Source organism: Streptomyces pyxinae (genome assembly GCF_024756275.1).
Classification (GTDB): Bacteria; Actinomycetota; Actinomycetes; order Streptomycetales; family Streptomycetaceae; genus Streptomyces; species Streptomyces pyxinae.
Genome location: NZ_JANUGQ010000002.1, coordinates 118317 through 139252, shown reverse-complemented (window position 1 = coordinate 139252; position 20936 = coordinate 118317). Strand labels below are relative to the sequence as shown.

Here is a 20936-nt window from a genome sequence, read left to right as displayed (position 1 = left end):
TCGGTGCCACGGCCGGCTTCTCCCTAGGGTTCGGCGGTGATCACCTTGATGGCGACGTCCCGCAGGGGCGCGAGGGCGGTGCGGTTGTCCTGGTGGTGGTAGACCGCGTTGGTGCAGATCGCCAGGTAGCGGCCGGTGGCCGGGAATAGGTAGAGGCTCGTGCCGGTGAAGCCGTGGTGGTAGACCGCTCGGCCGTCGCCGGCGAGGATCCAGGCCAGACCCCGGTCGATACCCGGTTCGATCACGGCCCGCGGGACGATACTGCGGGCCAGCCAGCGGCCCAGCTCGGTGCCGTCGCGGTGCCCGGCCAGCAGGGCGGTCGCGTAGGTGGCCAGGTCGGCGGCGGTGGTGAAGACGCCCGCGTGTCCGGCGACGCCGCCCAGCAGGGCCGCGTTGTCGTCGTGCGGGATGCCCCACAGCCGCGGGGCACCGGCCAGTCGCTGTTCGGTCGGCGCGACCTGGCTGGAGCGGCTGATCGGCCCGTAGGCGGTGCTGGTCATGCCGAGGGAGGTCCATAGGCCGGCGGCCAGGTCGTTCAGGCGGCGGCCGGTGTCCTGGGCGAGCAGGAGGCCGGCGAGGATGAAGCCGCGGTTGATGTAGCGGTGCCCGGCCCCCGGTTCGGCGATCAGGTCTTCGCCGCAGATCAGGGCGGCCAGGTCCGCACTCCGGTTGCGGTACTGGTCCAGGCGGGTGTCGGCCCGCAGCCCGGTGGTGTGGGCCAGGATCTGGCCCATCGTCACCTTCCCGCCCGGCGCCTCGGCGGGCACGGTGGGCAGGAAGGTGCTGACGGGGGTGTCGAGGTCGATGCCGGTGCTGCCGATGAGCGGCCAGGTGGCGACCACCTTGGTCAGCGAGGCGACGTCGTAGACGGTGTCCGGGCCGGGGCGGGCGTCGCCGCACTCGGGTGCGACGATGCCGGCGGTCAGGAAGCCGGGCTGCCCGTCGAGGGTGCCGTGGGCGATGACGCCGCCGGGCACCGTGCCGTCGGCGGTCATCAGCTCCAGGCACTCGCGCAGGTCGGCGAGCTGGGCGGGCTTCCACGAGGTGACGGTCACGGCATCTCCGGATTGATCGTCAGTTCGGCACCGAGCGAGGTGAGTTTGGGCAGCAGGCCGCCGTAGCCGCGTCGCAGGTGGTACATCCCTCGGATCGTAGAGGTGCCCTCGGCGGCCAGAGCGGCGATCAGCGCGGCGGTGGCCGCCCGGATGTCCTTCCCGGCCACGTCGGCGCCGGTCAGCGGGGCGGGGCCGCGGACGGTGATGACCGAGCCGTCGGCGTTGACGGCGGCGCCGAGCGCCCGCAGAGGGCCGATGTGGGTGGTGCGGTCGGTGTAGACGCGTTCCTCGATCCGGGAGGTGGCCGGGGCCTGGCTGAGGAAGGCGGTCAGTTGGGGCTGCGTGTCGGTCGGGAAGGCGGGGTGGGGGCCGGTGGCCGTGTGCACCGCGCGCGGGCCGGCCGGGCAGCGGGCCAGGGTGCCGCCGTTGACCGGGACCAGCTCGATCCCGGCGTCGGCGAAGACGGCCACCAGGCCATCGGGGAACTCGCTGGTCGGGAAGTTGTCGAGCTGTACGGTGCCGCCGGTGATGGCGGCGGCCAGGGTGAGGGTGGCGGCCTCCAGCCGGTCCGGCGGGATCTGGAAGGCACCGCCGGTGATCCGGTCGGTGCCGGTGACGTGCAGGGCGATGGTGCCCTCCCAGGTGATGCCGACTCCGCCGGCCGCGAGCACGGCGGCGGTGACCATCACCTCGGGTTCGATGCTGGGGTTCAGGATGCTGGAAGTGCCCCGCAGGCGGGCGGCCAGCAGCATCGCGGTGACCGTGGCACCCAGGCTCGGCCCCCACTGCCGGGTGGCGGCGTCGGTGGTGAAGGCGGCTGAGTCCCGGGAGGCGGTGCGGGCCTTCACATGGGTGTGGGTGACCGCCAGGGTGGCGCCGGCGGCCTCCATGGCGGCGAGGTGGCGGTCGATCAGGCGGCGGCAGAAGGCGTCGCCGCCCGGCAGCGGGAAGCTGACCTGCCCGGTGCGGGCGAGCAGGGCGGCGGCCATGACGGCGGTGGAGCGGATGCGGCCGCCGAGCTGGTCGGGGATGACCGGGTACCAGGCGGCGGCCGGGGTGGTCTCGAAGCGGTCGCCGACGACCTTGGTCGGGGTACCGGTGCGGTTGAGGATCTCCGTGCAGACCAAGGTGTCCGGGATCTCCGGGGCACCGGCCAGGGTCAGCGGCTCGTCCGCCAGCACAGCGGCGGCGTACAGGTGCAGGGCGATGTTCTTGCTGCCCTGGACCGTCGTCGTGCCCTCCAGACGGTGGCCGCCGGCGACGCGGACGGCGCGGGAGTCGGTGGCGGGCGGCAGGTTGAGCTGGTCGTTCATGGTCACCTTCCTTGGCTTCCGGCGGGGAAGAAGCCCCCGACCTGGGTCTTGGGGTAGAGCACGGTGTGGGCGCCGATCAGGGTGGCGGGCTGCAGGACGGTGCCGGCCGGGATGATGACGCCGTCGCCGACGACGGCGCCGAACTTGGTCTGGCCGGTGGCGATGCGATGGCCGTCCAGGTGCGCGCTCACCTCCTCGGCGGCCGGCTCGGTGACCGGCCCGGAGGTGCAGCGCAGGCCAGTGGTGGAGACGAAGGCGCCGATGTTGACGCCCAGCCCGAGGACGGAGTCGCCGACGAAGCTGGTGTGCTTCATGAAGACGCCGCCGACCAGCAGGCTGCGAGTGACCTCGGCACCGAAGCCGATCCGGCAGTCGGGGCCGATGACGGTGTTGTCCCGCACCCGGGCCCCGGCCTCGATCACCGCACCAGGGCAGATCAGAGCGGGGCCGGTGACGAACGCGCCCTCGGCGATGACGGCTCCGGCCGCCACGATCACCTGGCCTCGGACGGTCGCGCCGGGCGCGATGACGCCCTCCGAGGCCGGCAGGGTGATCTCGTCCCGGCCGGCGAGCAGGTCGGCCACAGCCTTCTTGAGGCCGAAGACGGTCGGGCAGTGGTCGAGCAGGTGGAGCACGACCGGGTCGGTGACGCGCTCGGTCTCGAAGTAGTAATCGGGGGTGATGCGGTAGTCGGTGCGCGCGAACTCGGCGCTCATCGTGGGGGCTTCGGTGAGGTTGTGCATGACTGTTCTCCTCTCGGACGAGCGAGTGAAGAGGTGCCGGGCCCAGACCGGGGGCAGGTCCGGGGTGGCGGCGGCCGGGGCCGCCGAGAGCTGGGCCGGATCGCCCTGGTGGAGGACGAGAAGGCCCGGCAGGACAAGCACGGGGATGTGCGGTACCGCCCAGGAGGCGGTCAGGAAGTCGCCCAGCCGGTCACGGTCGGGCGCACGGTGGCGCGGGCCGGAGACGGCCAGGGCGGAGGGGCTGTTCCTCGGCATACGAGGGCCTTCGTCAGCGGGGACGGAAGTGGGTGTCCCCAGTGAAAGGCCCCGGCGAAGACCGGATCCGTAATCGGCTTACGGGCCCGTAACCGAATTACGGTCAGCCGAGTTGCACGCCGGATCGGACGGCGAAGTCGCGGATGCCGGGCAGCGAGCGGTCGTGGCGGAGCAGGTCGGTGGCGACCTCGCGCACCGCACTGCGGCGGATCTCCTGCGGGGCGGCCTGCTCGGCGGCCAGCAGCGCGCGGAAAGCCTGCTCGGGCTTGCCCCACTGGTCAAACGCGCGGGCCACGTCGGTGAAGAACCGGGCCTGGCGCTCGACGGTCGGCAGCGCAACCGGGTTGACGGTGCGGGCCAGCTCGATCGCCTGACCCGAGTCGCCGAGCTCGTAGTGCACCGACAGGTGATGCAGGGCCACTCCCTGGATCCCGTCCACCTGCCCGGAGGCCCGGCCGGCGGCGCGAGCGGTGTCGGCGGCCTCGGTGATCAGCGAGTGCGCGTACGAGCGGTCGCCGAGCTTCGCGGCGGTGTAGGCCGCCGTGGCGAACAGGTCGCCCTGGGCAGCCAAGCGGGCCGACTCGGGGACGCCGGCATCGCGCTGCAGGTCGTGGGCGGCCCGGACCGCGATGTCGGCGGCCCGGCTCAGGTGGCCCTGGCGCCGCCAGGCACTGGAGACCATCCGCTGAGCCTCGGCGATGATCAGGCCGTCGCCGCCTGCCCGTGCGGCGGTCAGCGCCCGGTCCGAGGTGATCGCGACCATGCCGTTGTCGCCGAGCTTGATGCACAGCCGGACCGCGATGTTGTAGAGCGCGGCCACGTTCCGAGCCGACTCCTCGACAGGACCGAGGCTCTGAGCTGCGGCGATCCATCCCGGAAGGGCCTGAGCGAGCGCGTCGTAGCGCGCGGCGCGGAAGTTCTGACGCGCGGCCAGGACGGAGGATTGGACCGAGGCCGCGGTGGGCTCGCGCCGGCCGGGGATGCCGGCGGTGCCGTAGAGCACCAGGTCCTCCAGCGGGGCCAGCGGTGCCGGGCTCGCGGCAGCAGGCTGGGCGCCGATGACCGGAGCGAAGACGGCGGCAGCGGCGGCCAGCAGTTCACGGCGTCGCACCTCGTCGTCATCCTCCTCGGCAGCCGGACTGGGCGTCAGCCTAGCGGAGCTGACCTTTCGTCGAGGCGAACTGGACACGACCCGCGCAGGCCGCGGATGGGCCAGCAACTCCTCCAGGGTTGTGCCGAGCACCCGTGCGAGCAGGGTGAGCATCTCGACGTTCCGGACGGGGATCAGCCCCCGCTCGACCCCGGACACCCACTCCTCGCTCCGGCCCGCCTCAGCAGCGAGATCGCGCTGGTACCAGCCCTTGCGCGCACGTAACTTGGCGATGAACTCGCCGAAGGTGACTTCCCTGCCCCCAGCCACGGCCAGCCCCCGCCGCTCGTATCCGGACAGCTACGGCAAGCAACCGTACCCACTGACGTGAACTCGAAGTGGGGGTTCAGCCCAGGAGCACCGATCCGAGATGGCGAGCGAGGTCCGGCTGGACCCTGCCGGAGCGACACAAAGCCAGTCGGTGGGGCGCCCTGCCCGGCACACAGGGCCCGGATGAGTTGTGCAGAGCTCGAACTGTGGCGGCCGGGCTGAGGCTACTGGGACGACTGGGGCGACTTCATCGGGCCGGGGCACCACGACGAGCAGAATGATGGGGACGACGAAGACACGGGACACTGTGGCGGACGACGAAGCCGGTGGCGGATCCGATCTTCGCGCCCGTAGGAAACAACTGCTCGATGTACAGGGGGGCTATGAAAGGCACCTCAAGCACCTGAGGCGACCGCAAGGAGCCACGCGTCCGCGACTTCCTGCACCGCGTCCGGACCGAAGTCACGCCCATCCCCTGACCCGTCCCGCAAGAGGCCACGAGCCCGGGACGGCAAAGCGCTCGGCCGGGGTGGCCCCGGCCGAGCGCCTGCGTGATCTACTGACTGCCTGGATCCGGACCGGTGTTGCGACGGATCTCCGGATGTCCGTCCGGGGAGAGGCTGGACGCTAGCGGGCTCGGCCGCCGGTGACCTCCACGAACGCCGACCAGGCGGCGGGAGCCACCGCCAGCTCGCCGGCCGCACGGTCCTTGGTGTCCCGGACCCGGACCACAGGCCCGTTGTCCGCGACCTCGACACATTCGCCGCCTTCACCACCGGAATGGCTGGACGTACGCCAGTTTGGTTCGTTGGTCATTTTTCGGCAACTTCCTCTAGATTTCCTTAAGTAGAGCCAGAGACGCCGCCGGTGACAGGGCGTCGGCTCGGACAAGATCGTACGACCTCCGGCAAGCGGCGAGCCGCTTGGCGTCATCCATGATGCTTCCGGAGTACGGGCCCTCGGTGTATGCGAACTGGAACCCGTCGTCCAGGGTCATAATCCAGAGCGATCCGGTTCGCAGCGCGTGCATGCCGATCTTCGTCTCAAGAATCTGGAGGACGATCTGCCGGGACTCGATGAGCTCGACAAGGTGAGCACGCTGCTCCTCCATCATGCCACCGGGAAGCGGTTCACGAAGAACCGCCTCGGCCACAATTGCCCAATACTCCGGCGGCTCATCGGAGTCGAAAATTTGCGCCCGGTCGAGCCGGTCCTTCACCTTGACCCGAAGCATCTCCTGCGAGTCGTACGCCATCACTGAGCTGATGGTCGAGTACGCATAACCCTCGATCTGTAGCAGCCCGGGGATCAGGCTCGGAGCCCAGGCTTCAATCCGCCGCGCACTCTTCTCCATCTCTTTGACGTATGCGAAGAACTCGGGGCTGGTCGGATCGGCCTCCGCGAGCCCCAAGGCTCCGACAAACGTCCCGCCCGTGTTCAGTGCCGCATCGAGCCGGATAGCCAGCTCCAGCGTGATGGGCCGGACACCTCGCTCCAACTTGGAGATGTAGTCCGGTGAGACATTGATCTTCTTGGCCAGCTCCTCCTGCTTCAAGCCAGCAAGGGTGCGCCGCCGGATGAGTTCCTGCCGCATGAAGTCGCGTGGGTTGTCCGAAGCGCTCGCGGCCAAAGCTTCACTTAATGTCACACTCAACTCCCCGGAAAAGACAAGGCGTTGTCCGACTGAACCTACTGGTCAGCGGGTGTTCAGGTGCGCCAAGGTTAGGTCATGGCAACGGAGATGAGCAGTCCCGAGCCGCCGGAAACGACGTGCACGGATTACCCCCAGTACACCCGTACGAGCCCCGACGAGGCCGCCGCCATACTGGCCAGAAACGCGGTTCCGGAGCTCGAAGAGGCCATGGCGATCATGGGCCTGGAGAACCCGGCGGTGGCGGCCACCGGTGTGGTGAACGGGCACGGCATGGTGACCATCGCGCTGCGTCAGTGTGACGCCTACGACCTCGCCCGCTGGGTGCGGGTGCGCTGCACCCACGAGGAGGCGGACCGGGCGGCCGAGGCGGCGGACCGGGAGGCGGCTCCGTGAGCTTTCTCAGCTTCGGCACCATGTCCCCCCGGGCTCCCGAGGGGACCGTCGGCCACAAGTACTCCCCCGCTCAACTGAAGGTCGGGGATCTGGTCTTCGTGGACAACGTGCCCTTCGCCATCATCAACATGATGGCGTCCGGCAGGGACCCGGCACAGCGGGTGCTCTGGTTCGACTACCTTCCCCCGGTCACCGTCGCGGGCTCCATCTGGGCGTACCGGCGCAAGCCGGAACCGGCGAGGACCGAGCCGCCGAAGCCGTCGGCCGACTCCGCCGTGCGCGTCTACCGGCGTACCACCACAAGCTCCTCGTAGGTCGGGTGCGCGTACCCCTGCGAGGAACCCGGTTGTTCCCCGGACGTCGGTGTCCGGGGAACAACCGGCCCCCCTGGGGCCGCCGCTCCCCTGCCGTCGTCGCTCCCGCCCCGGGAGCCGGGGGCGGCGGCCCTCCCGGCGCACTCCCTCAGACTCCCTCTCCGGGTGAATCCAACGCTCCTGCCCTCCCGGAGAGGGGCCAATCGGCCCCATCCGGTCGCTCTCCTACCAGGGGATGGTCGGCGATCGGATGGGGTCTCCAGGCAACCTTCCGGGAGACCGGGTGCTCCGCGCAGACTGGTGACACATCGGGTACGGCGGGCAGTTGCCGGACGGGGGCACCGGGATGGACGAGCAGATGGCAGCGCTGGCGGCGACGGCGGCGAACGCGGTGGTGGGCTCGCTCGCCACCGAGACCTGGGAGCGGGCCCGGGTGCTGGTGGGCGGGTTGTGGCGGAGGCCCGGGCAGGCGGCCGAGGCACGGGCGCAGGTGGCGGAGAGCCGCGAGCTGCTGCTGAGCGGGGTGCACGAGGCGGACGAACAGGACCTCACGGCGCTCTGGCGGGTGCGGTTCCGGCAGTTGCTGGCCTCGGACAGCGACGCGGCCCGGGCGCTCGCGGAGCTGGTGGCCGAACTCGGCGCCGACGCACGGGAGAAGCCGGGCCGATCCGGGACCCGGCACACGGAGCTGCGGGCGGAGGCGAGCAACGGCGGCCGGGTCTACCAGGCCGGCCGTGACATGACCAACATCACCCACCGGTGAGCCCCGGCGGCCCGACTCCCGGTGAGCGGGAGGCGCGGGAACGCATGAGCGCCTCGGTGACGGGCGGCGGCCAGATCATGCAGGCGGCCGGGGACATGATCGTCGTCCAAGCCGGAGTGACCCTTCATTTCCGGTACGGCGACGAGGAGTTCACCCGGGCCACCGGTACGGCGGCGGGCGACTGGTGCCCGTACCCGGGACTGCGGGCGTTCGGGGACGGCGAGTCCGGGCTGTTCTTCGGGCGGGAGGCGCTGCTCGACCGGATGCTGCACCGGCTGGACGGCTGCCTGGCCGAGGGCCGGCCGCTGACGGTGGTGGCGCCGTCCGGTGCCGGCAAGTCGTCGCTGCTGCGGGCCGGGCTCGTACCGGCGCTGAAGCGGGGGCAGTTCGACGGCTCGCGGCACTGGTCGCAGTTGCTGCTCACCCCGACCGGCGATCCGCTCGGGGCGCTCGCCGCCGGGCTCGACCGGCTCACCGGGGACGGCACCCCGGGCGCGGCGGTACGGGACGGCGCGGACGGCGAGCGACTGGCCGGCCTGGTGCGGGAGCGGCTGGGGCCGGCGCCGGGCGGCCGGTTCCTGCTGGTCGTCGATCAGTTGGAGGAGTTGTTCACGCTCTGCGGGGACCCGGCGGCGCGGCGGGCGTTCGTGGACGTGCTCGCCGGGCTCACCGGCGGCGAGGATCCGGTGGCCCTGGCCGTCTACGGGCTGCGCGCCGACTTCTACGGCGAGTGCGCGGCCCACCCGCATCTGCGCGAGGCGCTGGCCCGCCATCAGGTGGTCGTGGGACCGATGACCGGCGCGGAGGTCCGGCGGGCGGTGGTCCGGCCGGCCGCGCTCGGCGGGCTGTCGCTCGCTCCGGGGCTGGTCGACGTCATCCTGCGGGATCTGCGCGGCACCGGACCGGCCCCGGACGACGGCGCCTACGGGGCCGGCCGGCTGCCGCTGCTCGCGCACGCGCTGCGGGCCACCTGGCTGGCGCGCCGGGGCGACACCCTGACGGTGGACGGCTACCGCGACGCCGGAGGCATCGACGGCGCCGTGGCGGCCACCGCCGAGGAGGTGTACGAGGGGTTGGGCCCGGCCGGACGGCAGGTGGCCCGGCAGTTGTTCCTGGGTCTGGTCCGGGTCGGTGACGGTGGCGAGGTGACCCGGCGCCGCCGGACGCGTACCGATCTGGGTCTGGTCACCGGAGTGCCGGAGGCGGTGGTGGAGGTGGCCGAGCGGTTCACCGGCGCCCGGCTGCTCACCCAGGGCGCCGGATGGCGGGAGAACCCGGGCCCGGAACCCCTTCCGGAGCGGGACGACGCCTCGGCGGACGGGGAACCGGCCGGCCCGGGTGCCTCGGCGGTCACGACTGTCACGACCGTCACGGTGGAGGTCACCCATGAGGCGCTGCTGTGGGCCTGGCCCCGGCTGCGGCGGTGGATCGGCACCGTCCGGGAGGGCGCTCCGGTGCGGCAGGAGGTGGAGGAGGCGGCCGTCGTCTGGGAGCGCGGCGGGCGGCGGGACTCCTCGGTACTGCTGCGCGGGGCCCGGCTGGAGCTCGCCCGGTCCTGGGCGGCGGCCACGGCGTCCGGCGACCGGGCCCCGCTGGTGGCGGAGTTCCTGGCCGCCTCGGAGCGGCAGCGCCGCCGGGCCCGGCTGGCGGGACGCGCGGCGGTGGCCGCCGTCACGGTGCTGGCGCTGCTCACCTCCGCGCTGGCGGTCCTCGCGCTCGACCGCCGCCGGGAGGCGCTGGAGCAGCGGGACAACGCGATCTTCGACCGGGTGAGCGCCGAGGCCGACCGGCGCCGGGCGACCGACGCCTCGCTCGCCGCCCAGCTCGATCTGGTCGCCCACCGGATGCGGCCCACCCCGGCGCTGCGCACCCAACTGACCACGGAGGCGGGGGCGGTGCTGCCGGTACCGCTGCCGGGGCGGGCCGATCTGGGTCCGCCGCTCGACTTCGGCCGGGCGGGACGGCTGGTCACCGGTGGGCCGGCGCTCCGTCTCTGGGACACCTCGGACCCGGACCGGCCGGTGGCCGCGGACGGTGCGGCGACGGGCTCCGCGAGCCCGGGGGCGGGGACGGCCGGAGACGGGCCGGGGACGGGCTCCGGGGTGGCGGCGGTGGCCCACAACCGGCGCGGCGACCTGCTGGCCACCGGTCATCTCGACGGAGTCCTGCGGCTGTTGGACGTCTCCGGCGCCCGGCACCCGGTACTGCTGGCCGCGCGGTCGGCGGCGCCCCGGGGCAGCGGGGTGGTGGGCGTACGGTTCAGCCCGGACGGCCGGACTCTCGCCGTCGTCGTCTCCTCGGTGGTCCAGACCGCGCAGACCGGCGCCGTGCGGCTGTGGGACGTGACCGATCCGAGGCGGCCGCGCCCGCTCGCCACGGTGGTCTCGGTGCGGGGACAGGGCATCTCCTCGGCGGACTTCAGCGCGGACGGCGCCGCCCTGGCGGTCTGCGGCGGTACCGGACCGGGGCGGGGGCGAAGGCTGCTGGTACGGCTCTGGGACGTGACCGAGCCCGCCCGGCCGGTCGCGCTCGGCGGCGATCTGGGCGGCCACACCGGGGTGGTGAACCGGGTGGCCTTCAGCCCGGCCGGTGCGGTGCTGGCCACCGCCGGGAGCGACTACCGGGTGCTCGTCTGGGACCTGGCCGACCCGAGGCGGCCCCGGCTGCGGGGCACCCTGTTCCATGGCTCGCCCGTCAGCTCGGTCGTCTTCTCGCCGGACGGGCGGATGCTGGCCACCGGGGAGAACACCGGCGGTGTCACGCTCTGGAACGCCGGTGCCCCGGACCGGACGCGGTGGCTGCTGCCGACGCTGCGGGGGCACTCGACCCTGGTCGGCGGGCTGGACTTCGACCCCACCGGGCGGGTGCTCGCCAGCGGCGGCGCCGACGGCCGCGTACAGCTGTGGCGGCTGCCCCCGACCCTGGCCGTCCTGCCCGGCGGCTGGGCGGCCGGGGCCCTGGCGCGCTCCGCCGACGGAGGACTGGCGGCGGTGGCCGGCGGCCCGTACGTCACCCTGTGGGACGTCTCCGACCCGGCCCGGCTCACCCCGCTCGGCGGGCTGCCGCGCCTTCCGGCGACCGTCAACGCGCTGGCCTTCCGCACCGGTCCGGACGGCCGGCGGGTGCTCGCCACCGGGGACTCCGGAGGTGGTGTACGGCTCTGGGATCTGACCGTCCCCGCCCGGCCGCTGGCCCTGGGCGGACCGCTGCCGGGCCAGACCAAGCCGGTCTCCGCGCTCGCCTTCGACGCGGCCGGGCACACCCTGGCCGCCGCCTCGATGCGGCTGGAGGGCGGGTACATCGGCGGCCTCCGCGCCTGGGACGTGACCGACCCGGGCCGGCCCGCCGCGCTCGGCGGTGAGTTGCCCGGTGAGGAGTTCCCGGTCCGGGGCATGGCACCCGCCGCCTCCGGCGACCGGATCTACACGGGTGACGTCTTCAACGCGATCCGGGTGTGGCGGACCGGCCGGGGGTCCCCGCCCTCGCTGCTCGCCGCCCGGTCCGGCGGGCATGTGATCGTCGCGCTGGCGGCGCATCCACGGGCGCCGCTCCTCGCCACGGGCAGCGGGGACGGCACCGTACAGTTCTGGGACGCGTCCGGGACCGGCCCGCCGGGCGCGCTGGGCGGCCCCCTGCCGGCGGGCGGCATCGTCAACAGCCTGGGCTTCGCGCCCGGCGGACGGCTGCTCGCGGTGGGGAACGCGATCGGCCAGATCCGGCTGTGGGACACCGCCGAGCCCGCCCGCACCACCGCCTACGGGCTTCCGCTCACCGGACACAACGGGGAGGTGGCGGCGCTCTCCTTCGGCCCCGGGGACGGCACCCTGCTCAGCGCCGGCGGGGACGGCACCGTACGGCTCTGGCAGACCGACCCCGGCCGGGCCGTGGCCACGCTCTGCCGGGCCACCCGGACGGCGATGACCCCGGCGGTGTGGCGGGAGCTGGTCTCCCCCGTCCTGCCGTACGATCCGCCCTGCGGATGAGCGCCGGGACCGGTGTGCGCGGTGGCCGGCCCCGGGCGCGAGGGCCCGGCCCGGGAGCCAGGAGCGGGAGCCGGGAGCGGGAGCCGGCGGCGCTTCAACGGCGCTGGAGGGCCTTGACGTTGTCGCCGAAGCTCCAGTTCTTCGAGCCGTCCCAGTTGACGGACCAGGTCATCAGGCCCTTCAGCGCGCCGCCGTAGGTGTTCCACGCCTGCGCCACCGAGCCGGGCGCCAGATGGCCACCGCCCGCGCCGGGTTGGGCGGGCAGCCCGGGCACCTGGCGGTCCAGCGGGACCCGGATCGTGGTGCCCTGGACGACCAGTCCCTTGTCCAGGCAGTCGGTCTGGGCGGTGAAGCCCCGGACCGTACCGGCGGAGTAGGAGTCGCCGGAGCATCCGTACATGCTGCCGTTGTAGTACTGCATGTTGAGCCACCACAGCCGGCCGTTGTCCGCGTACTTCTTGACGATCGGCAGATAGGCGCCCCAGATCGAGCCGTAGACCACACTGCCGCCGGTGACATACGCCGTCTCGGGGGCCATGGTGAGGCCGAAGCCGGGCGGCATGGCGGCGAGTACCCCGTCGATGATCCGGATCAGATTGGCCTGCGAGGGCGAGAGGCGGTTGATGTCGCCGCTGCCGACGAGGCCGGTCTCGATGTCGATGTCGATGCCGTCGAAGTTGTACGTCCGGAGGATCGGTACGACGGTCTGGACGAACCGGTCGGCCACGGCGCTGGAGCTGAGATCGATGCCGGCCGCCGCGCCGCCGATGGAGAGCAGCACGGTCAGCCCGGCCTCCTTGGCCTGGCACATCTCGGCGGGGGTGGGCACCCGGACGGTCGCGTCCATGCCGTCCTCCCAGAGCACCGTGCCGTCGGAGCGGATGACCGGGAAGGCCGCGTTGAGGACGTTGTAGCCGTGGTCGCGGATCCGGGGGTCGGTCACCGGTGTCCAGCCGAACGGCGGATGGACACCGTTGGCGGCCCCGTCCCAGTTCTCCCAGTAGCCCTGGAGCACCTTCCCCTGCGGCCGGGGCCGGAGCGCGCAGCCGGTGCGCTCGCCGTCGGCGGCCGCGCGGGCGGCGGGTGCCCCGGCCGGGGTGTCCGCGCGGGCGGCCGCGCCCGGGGCGGTGCCGACCAGGACCTGGACGGCGGCCGCGAACAGCAGGCCGGCGACGGCCGGCAGGGACCGTCCGCGTCGCGTACGTGTCTCTTCCATTCTCCGTCCGGGCATGGCGGACTCCCTTCTGCCGGGTCGCGCGGACCGGTGTGACGCGGCTCTGCCGGTTCTCACGGACCGATGTGATTCGGTGCGGATCGGGTGGGTACCAGGAGGGGCGTACGACGCACGAGTACAACCCCAGGAGGACTCTCATGGGCAAGCTGGGCGACCTGGCGAACAAGGCCAAGGAGATGGCGAAGGGCCATCCCGACCAGGCCGACAAGGGCGTGGAGCGCGCCGAGAAGCTGGTGGACGAGCGCACCGGGAACAAGTACGACGCGCAGACCGACAAGGCCGCCGACGCGGCGCGCCGTTCCTACGGCGGCGGTCGGCAGGACCAGTAGCGCACGCCCCACCGGCTCCGGCCCCCTGCCCGTTCGACCGGGCAGGGGGCCCTTGCCGTGCGGCCGGCGGGCCCCGCGAGGCGTACGGCAGGCGTACGGCCCGGGATCAGCGGGCCCCGCAGGGCTTCCCGGCCCGGGCCGGGAAGCTCAGAACCGCACGTCGGAGCAGGCGTAGAAGGCGTTTCCGGTGTCGGCGACGGTCCAGACGCCGAGAATGAGGTGCCGGCCGGACTTCTGCGGCAGGGTGCCCGAGTGGCTGACCGTGGAGCCGGGGAGCCGGCCGCCGAACGGTACGGTCAGAAACGGCTGCGGATCGAGGTCGGCCCTGGTCAGCGGCTTGGTGGGGTCATAGCCGTCCCGGGTGATGTAGTACCGGAAGTCCGTGGTGGCGTGCCGGGCGGTGATCCGCCAGACGAAGGTGTGGCTCTCTCCGGCGACGAGCGTGGCGGCGGGCCAGTTCCCGCCGCGCGGGTCGTCCAGCTCGGAGAATCGGCCGATTCCGCCCGAGCAGATGTGTCCGTCGGCGGGGCCGCGAGCGGGGAAGCCCTTGGGGCCCTCCACGCTGGGCGGCTCCCACTGGATCTGTCCGCAGCCGCGGACGGTGCCGTTGCCGCAGAGCTGCTGGCGGCTGACGGGCGAGTCGGTGTACCCGTGGCCCTGGGCACTGCCGGTGGTGGCGAGGAAGGCGCCGCCGGCCAGCCCGAGACCGAGCAGTAACGACGCGATCTTGTTGCGCATGGTTCGCTCCCGTGGTCCTGGGGATCCGGATGTCTCGCGGACGCGGAGCCCTCCGGAGCGCCTGCCGGGCGGAGCGGCGGGGGGGGGGGGGGATGGCAGGGCATGGGGGTCCGGAGGGCGTACGCCCGCCGCTGCGGTCTAGACCAAGTTCGAGGCTAGCCGCGACCGTTGGTCATGTCCATACCAATGGAGTGCCGTCAAAGTCGTCCCGGGGCCATTCGAGGGGCCGGTTCGGAGAGCCGTCCCGGGGACCGGTTCGGAGAGCCGTCCCGGGGGCCGGTTCCGGGCTCGGCGGGGTGGGGGTCCTCCGGGCGATGCGGGGTAATCGGTCCCCATGAGTGACATGAGTGACATGAGCGATACGCACAACACGGACGGCCCGAACGGCCCGGGCAGCACGAACGACGCGGGCGGAACGAGGGACGCCGGCGGAGCGAACGGCGGGGCCGGGGAGAATCCCCGCAAGGACGTCGAGGAGTGGGTGACCGGCGACGAGCCCGCCACCGGCCCCCAGCTGAGCTATCTGCGCACCCTGGCCCGCGAGGCGGGCGAGGATGTCCCCGAGACGCTCACCAAGGCCGAGGCGTCCCGCATGATCGACCGTCTGCAGGGGGCCTCGCCCCGCACCGGTGGGTCCGGCGCGGACACGCCGGAGAACGGCGGCGCCGGGACGCGGTGAATCCCGGCCCGGTGCCGGACCCGAGCCCGGACCGACCCGAGCCCTGCCCCTGCCCCCGCCCCCGCCCCCGCCCCTGCCGGGGAACGCCTCCGGTGCCGGGCCCCCCGGGCCTCTGCCGGAGGTGCGGGGAAGATCGACCCTCCCGGCCGCGCGGTCCCGACCCGGCCGGGAGGGTCGGAGGCCGGGGCCGCTCACGGAGGGGACACCGGACGAGGGGGCGGGGTCCATCAGGACCCCGCCCCCTGCCGTTCCCCTTCCTCGTCAGCGGCCGCTCACTCGTCCGACAGCCGCAGATCGGGCACCCGGCTGACGGCGACCAGGAAGGCCAGCAGAGTCACCGCGGCCCCGGCCAGGAACGCCACCTGCATGGCGCTGACGTACCCCTCCAGGAAGGGCCGGGCCAGTGGCGCGGGCAGGTCCCGGAGAAAGGCGGAGTCCTCCAGATCGACCCCGCCGTCCGGGCGCAGCACCCCGCTCAGCAGCCGCGCGTTCTCCGGCTCCTCGGCCAGCCGGCGCACCGGGCCGTCCCGGAGGGCGGTGGCGAGCCGTTCGCTGATCCAGGTGCCCGCGAGCGAGAACAGCACCGACAGGAAGGCGGCGGCGCCGACCGTACCGCCGTTGGAGCGGAAGAAGTTGACCGCGGCGGTGGCGGCCCCCATGTCCGAGCGGGGCACCTCCGACTGGGCCAGGGTCGTCATGCTCTGCAGCGAGGCACCCAGGCCCGCGCCCATGAGGACCAGGCCGACGGAGACGTACCACAGCGGGCTGTCCGCCCGGAGCGTGGCGAAGACCAGCAGGGCGGCGGTGAAGCAGCCGATGCCCGCCACCAGACAGGGTTTCACCCGTCCGGTACGGGCGAGCAGCCGGCCCACCGTCAGGGTGACGGCGACATTCGCCACCGTGGTGGGCAGCAGGGCGAGACCGGCGCTCATCGGTGACATGCCCTTGGCCAGCTGGAGATAGAGCGGAAGCGTGGTCATCGCGCCGAACATGCCGATGGCCATGCCGAAGTGGAGCAGCGTGCCGAGGCGGAAGCTGCGGACACGGAACAGCTGGAGCGGCAGCAGCGCCGCCTCCCCCATCCGCCGCTCGACGAGCACGAACGCGACCAGACCCACGACCCCGAGGACGCCGAGGGCGAGGGTCACCGGAGACACCCAGCCCCAGGCGCGGCCCTGTTCGGCGACGACGAGCAGCGGCACCACTCCGACGGCGAGGGCGGCGGCACCCCCGTAGTCCAGCCGGTGTGGCACGGGTTGATGGGGCAGCCGGCGCAGCACCCGGACGATGACGGCGAGCGCGACCGCCGCCAGCGGCACGTTGATCAGGAAGATCCAGCGCCAGCCGGTGATCCCGAGCAGCGTCCCGGCACCCGCGAACACCCCTCCGATCACCGGCCCGATGATGCTGGAGCCGCCGAAGACCGCCATGAACCAGCCCTGGTACCGGCCCCGTTCGCGGGGCGAGGTGATGTCCGCGATCACCGTCATGGCCAGCGACATCAGTCCGCCGCCGCCCAGGCCCTGGATGCCCCGGAAGACGGCGAGTTGGTGGATGGAGGTGGCGCAGGCGCAGAGCAGCGAACCGGCCGTGAACAGGACGATGGCCCAGACGTAGACCACCCGGCGGCCGTGGATGTCGGAGAGCTTGCCGTAGAGCGGGGTGGAGATGGTGCCGGTGATCAGATACGCGGTGGTCACCCAGGCCTGCGCGGTCAGCCCGTGCAGGTCGTCCGCGACGGTGCGCAGCGCGGCGGAGACCACGGTCTGGTCGAGCGCCCCCAGGAACATGCCCAGCATCAGCCCGGACATGACGGTCATCACCTGGCGGTGGGTCAGCCGCGCACCGGGATCCGCCGGGTCCCCCTCCGGCCGGCGGGGGTCCCGGCGGACCGCGTCCGCAGAGGTCACGTGGTGACTCCGGCGAGCCGCTCCAGGTCGGTGACCGCGGTCGCGACGTCCGGGAGTGTCAGCATCTCCAGCCGGGCCCGGCGGGCGACCTGGCCGGCCCGCTCGTCGGCCAGCACGGCGCGGCAGGCGGCGGCCACCGCGTCAGGGGTGAAGTCGGTGACCCCGCGGCCGAAGCCGAGTTCCGCGACGCGCTCGGCGTTGGCGAACTGGTCGCCGAAGTGCGGCAGGACGACCATCGGCGTGGCGGTGCGCAGCGCTTCCCGGACGCTGTTGAAGCCGCCGTGGGTGAGGAACAGGTCGGCGGTCTCCAGCACCAGGGGCTGCGGCAGCCACTCGGTCAGCCGCACATGGGAGGGCAGGCCGGCGTCGGACACGGGCAGTCCGGAGGTGGCGACCACCACGGTGCACTCGGTCAGTTCGGCCGCCGCGTCCAGGATGATACGGAGCGACTTGACCGGGTCCGGCATCTCGAACGGCAGCTCCTCCTGCTTCCCCTCCTCCCGCTGCTTCTGGATCATCGGCAGCGCGGTGCCGATGGCGGCCCACACCAGCGGCCGGTCGGTGGGGAGTTCGGCGAACCAGTCGGGGAGGATCGAGGAGCGCTCCACCTCCACGGTCTGGCGGTAGGCGAGCGGGGCGGGCATGTGCCGGGCGAAGGAGAAGGCGGCAGGTACGTAGTCCACCCGGCCGTGGGCGACCACGGAGAGCGGGTCGTCCTGTATGGGCAGGCCCAGTTCCGCGCGTACCTCGTTCAGGCCGTCGAGCAGGGTGGCGGGGTCGAGGAGATTGTTGGCGCCGGAGGGGGTGGGCAGGTGCGGGATGCCCAGTTCCTCGCCGATGAGGACGGTGCCGAGGTCCATGCCGTCGCGAAGGGCGAGATGGGGCCGGTACTCCCGCGCCACCGGGGCGATGGCCTCGTACATCAGCTTCGCCAGCGGCCCGGAGAGCGCCTTGGCCATCAGCGGCATCAGCGCCTCCCGCTGCTCCTCCGGCTTCAGGTCCGCCAGGGCGGCAAGGGCCGAGCCGGGCGCGGCATCGTCGTCGTCACCGTCCTTTCCGAGCAGGGCGCCCGGCGAGAAGTCGGGGAGGGACGGTTCGACCTGGAAGTCGTCGTGGCGGAACAACGGCACGAGGTCGGAGGTGGTGAGCACCCGTACTTCGTGTCCGGCGGCCGCCAGGGCGCGGAGCAGCGGAAGTTGGGCACGGCCGTGCGAGGGGCTTCCGGTCGTGGTGCACAGAACCCGCATGGGGAGAGACCTTTCTGGCTCGGGTCCGGTCATGTCATGTCCGGCTGTGAGGTGTGGTGAGGTGTGGTAAGTCGTCATGAGTGTCATGAGGTGTCGCGGGGGGGGGCGCGGGGGTGTCGCGGGACGGGGAACCGCGACCCCGGACGCGGGGATGTACGGCCCCGGGCGGACGCGGTGCGGCCCCGGGCACGAGGGTGTACGGCCCCGGGCCGGGCGCCGGGTCGCGGCGGGGTACACGGCGACCCGGGCCGGGCTTCGGGTCGCGCCCGGGGACGCGGCGGTCGTCAGCCGGTGAGGGCGTACGGGCGGCCGATGCTCTGCCGGACGAGGCCGGCGCGCTCCAGCCGGTCCGGGTCGAGCAGGTTGCGGAAGTCGTGCACGGTACGCCCGTCCATCCGGGCGGCGACCGCCTCCCAGTCGAGGTCGCGGAACTCCGGCCACTCGGTGAGGATCAGGCAGGCGGCGGCCCCGTCGGCCGCGCTGAGCGGATCGTCCGCCAGGGTCAGCAGGTCGGTCAGGTCCGGCCGGGTGGCGCTCAACGCGGGGTCGTACGCGACCAGTTCGATACCGAGGTCGCGCAGAGCCCGGGCGACCGCCAGCGCCGGCGAGTCGCGCAGGTCGGAGGTGCCGGCCTTGAAGGTCAGGCCGAAGAGGGCCAGCCTGGCGCCGGCCGGTGAGCCGCCGGCGGGGACGAGATCGGCCACCACCCGCTCCACGAGCCGCTCCTGGTGGGCGACGTTGGTGTCGATGGTGGCGCGCAGCAGCGGGAAGTCGATGCCGGCCGCCTCGCAGACCGAGAGCAGGGCATGGGTGTCCTTCGGCAGGCAGGAACCGCCCCAGCCGGGCCCCGGCTGGAGGAAGGCGGAGCCGATGCGCGGGTCCTGGCCGATTGCGGCGGTGACATCGGCGATGTCGGCACCGAAGCTCTCGCACAGAGTCGCCAGGTTGTTGGCGAAGGACAGCTTCATGGCGAGAAAGAAGTTGGCGGCGTACTTGGCGAGTTCGGCGCTGGCGGCGTCGGTGCGCACCAGCGGGGCGCCGAGCGTCCCGTACAGCGCGGCCACCCGCTCGACGGCCTCCGGCGCCCCACCGACGACGATACGGTCGGGGTGCAGGAAGTCGTGCACCGCGCGTCCCTCGCGGAGGAACTCGGGATTGCTCACCACCGCCACGTCCGGCCGCCCCAGCAGCGCGGCGACCCGTCCTGAAGTGCCCACCGGCACCGTGGACTTGTTGGCCACCACACAACCGTCCGGCAGCTCGTGCCGGACCTGACCGGCGACGGCCTCCACCGCGGCCAGGTCGGCGGCCCCGCCCAGCCCCATGGGGGTCGGCAGGCAGAGGAAGACCACCTCCGCCTCGCGTACGGCGGAGACGGTGTCGCCGGTGAAGACCAGCCGACCGGTGGCGAGTCCGTCCGCGACGAGTTCCGGCAGGCCCGGTTCGAGAATGTCCACCTGGCCCCGGCTCAGGCGTTCGACCTTCCCGGAGTCGGCGTCCGCGCACACCACCCGGTGTCCCAGCGAGGCGAGGCAGGCGCCGGTGGTCAGGCCCACATAACCGGTGCCGATCACGACGACCCGAGCGTCGTGGCGGTCCTGGGAGCCATGGTGGTCAGAGACATGGAGCATGGGTCATCACCTGTTCCGACGATCGATCAGACAGCGGTGATGTGACTGTATGCCTGTGCCATGTCAGCCAGTCAACGATTGATGACAACGACCGATGACTTCCGGACACGAGCGGGAACGAGGACCATGTCCCGCTGAACCACCAACCGAGGCAGGGGTACGAGAGATGAGCGGATCGAGGACGGAAGAAGCGGCCGGTGCGCGCCGGGCGGGCTCCCACCGGGCCGGCGCGGAGGGCACGGACCGGCGCGGGCCGGACGCGGCCGGCGCTCCTCCGGCCGAGGCCGGCTCGGGCGGAACGGACGGTACGACACCCGCCGCGTCCGCCGGGGAGAAGGCATCCGGGCCCCGGGCGGGGCGCCGGCGCCCGGACACGAAACACCCGGCGGCCGGGGATTCCGGGGCAGCCGGGTGCCCCGGACCGGAACAGCCCGGCCCCGGGTGCGCCGAGTCCGGCCCGGCGGGACCGGCAGGTCCCGGCGGGCACCACGACGGCCCGGACGGCTGCCCTCCGGGGCACCCGGGGGACGCCCGGCGCGCCGGGCCGGGCAAACGGAGCGCGGCGGGCACCCGGAGCGCGCTGCTGGGGGCGGCCTCGCTGCGTTTCGGCCAGTTCGGCTACGACGGCACGGGAATCAGGGACATCGCGCGCGACGCGGGGGTGGACGCGGCGCTGGTCTACCGCTACTTCGGCTCCAAGGAGGCCCTGTTCGCCGCGGTCTCCCGGGACACCGCCATCTTCGACCCGCTGCTGGAGACCCCGCTCGACGAGGTCGCCGCGTGGATCAGCGACTTCGTCACCAGCGGTGCCCCCAACGAGGAGATACCGCATCCGGTGCTGGCGGTGCTCCGCTCCCCCGGCCGCAGCGAGGAGGCCTGCCGGTTCCGGAACGAGTTGGCGGGGGTGTTCTCCGAGCGCTTCGCCCAGCGGCTGGACGGCCCCGATCCGGAGCTCCGCGCCGAGCTGCTGGCAGCCTGGCTGCTGGGCATCAGCCTGATGCGGAAGGTCATCCAGCTACCCGCCCTGTCCACCGCCCCGGAGGACACCCTGCACCGCCAGTTGCACGCCGCCCTGACGGCGCTGCTGGGCCCGGGCTCCCACCCCGGCTGCCCGTCCTGCCCGGACTCCTGCCCCTGCGGCCGCCCGCCCGGGGACTGACGGCCGTTCCCCCGGCGCCGCAGCGGGGGCACTTCCGGGCACGCCCGGCGGACCTCGGGGCACCCGGCTCCAGCCCCGGCTCGGTGGCGGCCGGCCGACGGGACCGCCGGGGACCC

18 protein-coding genes are annotated in these 20936 nt (G+C 73.2%); 7 read left to right on the top strand and 11 right to left on the bottom strand.

Annotation, left to right across the window (positions count from 1 at the left end; translation table 11 throughout):
- Nucleotides 1-23 precede the first annotated feature (23 nt).
- From NX801_RS03735 to NX801_RS03710, 6 genes are all read right to left on the bottom strand, one after another.
- Complete coding sequence (locus NX801_RS03735) at nt 24-1055, bottom strand: serine hydrolase domain-containing protein (protein ID WP_258785421.1); 1032 nt, start codon at nt 1053-1055, stop codon at nt 24-26.
- A complete protein-coding gene (locus NX801_RS03730; protein ID WP_258785420.1) occupies nt 1052-2368 on the bottom strand; it encodes a UDP-N-acetylglucosamine 1-carboxyvinyltransferase in 1317 nt (438 codons plus the stop codon). The genes NX801_RS03735 and NX801_RS03730 overlap by 4 nt, the downstream gene beginning before the upstream one ends.
- Nucleotides 2369-2370: 2 nt before the next feature.
- Nucleotides 2371-3366 carry an LbetaH domain-containing protein gene (locus NX801_RS03725; RefSeq protein WP_258785419.1) on the bottom strand — a complete coding sequence of 332 codons (996 nt, stop codon included), beginning with the start codon at nt 3364-3366 and terminating at the stop codon, nt 2371-2373.
- A gap of 103 nt (nt 3367-3469) precedes the next feature.
- The gene (locus NX801_RS03720) at nt 3470-4786 is read right to left on the bottom strand and encodes a helix-turn-helix domain-containing protein (RefSeq protein WP_258785418.1); all 1317 of its coding nucleotides are present in this window, start codon (nt 4784-4786) and stop codon (nt 3470-3472) included.
- 627 nt (nt 4787-5413) lie between these two features.
- The gene (locus NX801_RS03715; protein ID WP_258785417.1) at nt 5414-5602 is read right to left on the bottom strand and encodes a DUF397 domain-containing protein; all 189 of its coding nucleotides are present in this window, start codon (nt 5600-5602) and stop codon (nt 5414-5416) included.
- A gap of 16 nt (nt 5603-5618) precedes the next feature.
- The gene (locus NX801_RS03710; RefSeq protein ID WP_258785416.1) at nt 5619-6434 is read right to left on the bottom strand and encodes a helix-turn-helix domain-containing protein; all 816 of its coding nucleotides are present in this window, start codon (nt 6432-6434) and stop codon (nt 5619-5621) included.
- Nucleotides 6435-6515: 81 nt separating this feature from the next.
- On the opposite strand from NX801_RS03710, the gene NX801_RS03705 reads away from it, so the two are divergent.
- The 4 genes from NX801_RS03705 to NX801_RS03690 all read left to right on the top strand — a co-directional run bounded on the left by NX801_RS03705 (nt 6516) and on the right by NX801_RS03690 (nt 11893).
- Nucleotides 6516-6833 carry a hypothetical protein gene (locus tag NX801_RS03705; protein WP_258785415.1) on the top strand — a complete coding sequence of 106 codons (318 nt, stop codon included), beginning with the start codon at nt 6516-6518 and terminating at the stop codon, nt 6831-6833.
- Nucleotides 6830-7147, top strand: coding sequence for a hypothetical protein (locus tag NX801_RS03700; RefSeq protein ID WP_258785414.1), 318 nt, complete (start codon nt 6830-6832; stop codon nt 7145-7147). The genes NX801_RS03705 and NX801_RS03700 overlap by 4 nt, the downstream gene beginning before the upstream one ends.
- Nucleotides 7148-7493: 346 nt before the next feature.
- Complete coding sequence (locus NX801_RS30675) at nt 7494-7910, top strand: hypothetical protein (RefSeq protein ID WP_309505774.1); 417 nt, start codon at nt 7494-7496, stop codon at nt 7908-7910.
- Between the two features lie 44 nt (nt 7911-7954).
- A complete protein-coding gene (locus NX801_RS03690; RefSeq protein ID WP_258785413.1) occupies nt 7955-11893 on the top strand; it encodes an nSTAND1 domain-containing NTPase in 3939 nt (1312 codons plus the stop codon).
- Nucleotides 11894-11987: 94 nt separating this feature from the next.
- Here NX801_RS03690 and NX801_RS03685 read toward each other — a convergent pair whose 3' ends face one another.
- Nucleotides 11988-13109 (bottom strand): chitinase, encoded by a 1122-nt coding sequence (locus NX801_RS03685; RefSeq protein ID WP_258785412.1) that lies wholly within the window; start codon nt 13107-13109, stop codon nt 11988-11990.
- A gap of 155 nt (nt 13110-13264) precedes the next feature.
- Here NX801_RS03685 and NX801_RS03680 point away from each other — a divergent pair, with 155 nt between their 5' ends.
- Nucleotides 13265-13456 carry an antitoxin gene (locus NX801_RS03680; protein ID WP_258785411.1) on the top strand — a complete coding sequence of 64 codons (192 nt, stop codon included), beginning with the start codon at nt 13265-13267 and terminating at the stop codon, nt 13454-13456.
- Nucleotides 13457-13603: 147 nt separating this feature from the next.
- Here the strand turns inward: NX801_RS03680 and NX801_RS03675 are convergent, their stop codons facing one another.
- Nucleotides 13604-14194: a lytic polysaccharide monooxygenase auxiliary activity family 9 protein gene (locus tag NX801_RS03675; RefSeq protein ID WP_258785410.1), complete on the bottom strand. Its 591-nt coding sequence runs from the start codon at nt 14192-14194 to the stop codon at nt 13604-13606.
- 334 nt (nt 14195-14528) lie between these two features.
- Between NX801_RS03675 and NX801_RS03670 the strand changes: the two genes are divergently transcribed.
- Entirely contained in the window at nt 14529-14873 is a 345-nt protein-coding gene (locus NX801_RS03670; RefSeq protein WP_258785409.1) for a DUF3072 domain-containing protein, read from the top strand.
- Between the two features lie 272 nt (nt 14874-15145).
- On the opposite strand, the gene NX801_RS03665 is transcribed toward NX801_RS03670, so the two are convergent.
- The 3 genes from NX801_RS03665 to NX801_RS03655 all read right to left on the bottom strand — a co-directional run bounded on the left by NX801_RS03665 (nt 15146) and on the right by NX801_RS03655 (nt 19661).
- A complete protein-coding gene (locus tag NX801_RS03665) occupies nt 15146-16783 on the bottom strand; it encodes an MDR family MFS transporter (RefSeq protein WP_258785408.1) in 1638 nt (545 codons plus the stop codon).
- Nucleotides 16780-18030, bottom strand: coding sequence for a glycosyltransferase (locus NX801_RS03660; RefSeq protein WP_258785407.1), 1251 nt, complete (start codon nt 18028-18030; stop codon nt 16780-16782). The genes NX801_RS03665 and NX801_RS03660 overlap by 4 nt, the downstream gene beginning before the upstream one ends.
- A 284-nt stretch (nt 18031-18314) precedes the next feature.
- Nucleotides 18315-19661: a UDP-glucose dehydrogenase family protein gene (locus NX801_RS03655; protein ID WP_258785406.1), complete on the bottom strand. Its 1347-nt coding sequence runs from the start codon at nt 19659-19661 to the stop codon at nt 18315-18317.
- Nucleotides 19662-19827: 166 nt separating this feature from the next.
- On the opposite strand from NX801_RS03655, the gene NX801_RS03650 reads away from it, so the two are divergent.
- Complete coding sequence (locus tag NX801_RS03650) at nt 19828-20820, top strand: TetR/AcrR family transcriptional regulator (RefSeq protein ID WP_258785405.1); 993 nt, start codon at nt 19828-19830, stop codon at nt 20818-20820.
- Nucleotides 20821-20936 lie beyond the last annotated feature (116 nt).